We start from the raw sequence: 2,448 nt of genomic DNA on the forward strand, positions 1-2,448 counted from the left end.
ACGCACGTTGGCGCCGATCTTGATCCGGCCGACGTGGGCTGGTCGTTGGTGTCGACGCGTTCGGTGTTCGAGCATCGGGCGGTGGTGGTGGGCGCTGACCGCGAGCAGCTGCTGGCCGGATTGGCCGGGCTGGCGGCCGGTGAGCCCGGCGCGAATGTCGTGGTGGGCCGTGCCCGCGCGGTGGACAGGACGGTTTTTGTTTTCCCCGGCCAAGGCTCCCAATGGGTCGGCATGGGGGCCCAATTGCTCGACACGTCAAAGGTTTTCGCCGATCACATGCACCGATGCGATAAGGCGCTCGGCGAACACGTGGAATGGTCCCTGATCGATGTCATCCGGGGCGCGGTGGGCGCCCCGGGGCTGGACCGGGTCGACGTGGTGCAGCCGGTGCTGTGGGCGGTGATGGTGTCGCTGGCCGAATTGTGGCGTTCGGTGGGCGTCCGCCCGGACGCGGTTATCGGCCACTCGCAGGGCGAGATCGCGGCGGCGTACGTCGCGGGTGCGTTGTCGCTGGAGGACGCCGCCCGGGTCGTCGCGCTGCGGAGCAGGCTGCTGGTGCGGTTGGCTGGTTCCGGGGGGATGGTCTCGCTGGCGTGCGGCCTGGAGCGAGCGCGCGCACTGCTGGAACCGTGGGGGGATCGGCTCAATATTGCTGCCGTCAACGGTGTTTCGGCGGTCGTCGTCTCCGGTGAGGTGACGGCACTCGAGGAACTGATGCCGCGCAGCGAGGCGGATGGCGTCCGGGCGCGCAGGGTCGATGTCGACTATGCCTCGCACTCCGCGCAGGTGGACGCGATCCGTGAGCCGCTCGCCGAGGCGCTGGCCGGCATAGCGCCGCGTTCGTCCTCGGTCGCCTTCTTCTCCACGGTCACCGGCGAGCTCATGGACACCGCCGGCCTGAACGCCGAGTACTGGTTCCGGAGCATCCGGCAGACCGTGCAGTTCGAACGCGCGGTGCGCGCCGCGCGCGATAGTGGCCATCAGGCTTTCATCGAATCCAGTCCCCATCCGGTGTTGCTCGCCGGCATCGAGGTAACCCTGACCGATCGGAATGCCGCCGACGCCGTCGTCATTCCCTCGCTGGGCCGCGAGGACGGTGGGCTCGACAGGTTCTGGCTGTCGGTCGGTCAGGCTCACGTCGCGGGCGTGTCCGTGAACTGGCGGGCGGCGTTCGTGGGCGGGTGTCAGGTTCCGTTGCCGACGTACGCCTTTCAGCGGCAGCGGTTTTGGCTGCCCGAGATGGGCACCGGAACCGGTGACATGGGTGCCCTGGGTTTGGCGGGGGCCGAGCATGGCTTGCTGGGCGCGGTGGTCCACCGGCCCGACTCGGGCGGCGTGGTGCTCACCGGCCGGCTCTCGGTGGCTGCCCAACCGTGGCTGGCCGATCACGCGGTGGCCGGGGTGGTGCTGTTCCCGGGCGCCGGGTTCGTCGAGTTGGCGTTGCGCGCCGGCGACGAGGTCGGTTGCACCGTGGTGGAGGAGCTCACGCTGTCGGCGCCGCTGCTGTTGCAACCGGCCGAGGGCGTGCGGATCCAGGTGGTGGTGGGCGCCCCGACGGGTTCGGGCAGCCGGACGGTGTCGGTGTATTCGCTTGCGGCTGAGCCCGGTTCGGCCTGGGTGTTGCACGCCGAGGGCGCGCTGAGCGCGGGAACGGTGCAGCCGGCCGCGGATCTGTCGGTCTGGCCGCCGGTGGGGGCGACGCCGGTAGACGTGGTCGATGCGTACGAGCGACTGGCCGATCGGGGTTATGAGTACGGGCCGGCGTTCCGGGGCCTGCGGGCCATGTGGCAGCGGGGCGACGAAGTGTTCGCTGAGGTCGCTGTCCCCGAGGCCGCCGGAGGGGAGATCGGCGGCTTCGGAATACATCCCGTGGTGTTGGACGCGGCCCTGCACGCGATGGGCGTGGCCGGCGAACAGGTCGAGACGATGCTGCCGTTTTCCTGGCAGGGCGTGTGTCTGCACGCTGCCGGGGCATCGAGGGTCCGGGTGCGGATCGCACCTGTCGGCGTGGCGGCGGTGTCGGTGGACCTGGCCGACGGTGCGGGTCTGCCCGTGTTGTCGGTGCGCGAGTTGGTAGTTCGTCCGGTCTCGGTGGCGCAATTGTCGGTGCCTGCGCCAGGCCGTCGGGCGGGCGGAGGACTGTTCGAGGTGACCTGGTCACCGGTGTCATTGGGGCCCAACGGGATTGGCGACGACGGCGTGACGGTGTGGCAGCCGGGCCCGGCGGCCGACGGTGTGGCCCGCTCAGTGCGCGCGGCTACCCATGAGGTGCTGCGGGTATTGCAGTCGTCTCTGGCCGGTGATGGTTCCGGGATTCTCGCGGTCGTCACTCATGGTGCGGTGGGGCTGCCCGGCGAGGAGGCCCCCGACCTGGCCGGCGCGGCGGTGTGGGGGCTGGTGCGCTCCGCGCAGGCCGAGCACCCGGGCCGCTTGATCCTCGTGGATTCG

1 protein-coding gene is annotated in these 2,448 nt (G+C 70.5%); it reads left to right on the forward strand.

Annotated elements, in window-relative coordinates:
• A partial coding sequence (locus tag A5736_RS10310; RefSeq protein ID WP_139333241.1) for a type I polyketide synthase occupies window positions 1-2,448 on the forward strand: 2,448 nt, incomplete at both ends.

The organism is Mycobacterium sp. SP-6446 (assembly GCF_001954045.1).
In the GTDB taxonomy this organism is placed as follows: domain Bacteria; phylum Actinomycetota; class Actinomycetes; order Mycobacteriales; family Mycobacteriaceae; genus Mycobacterium.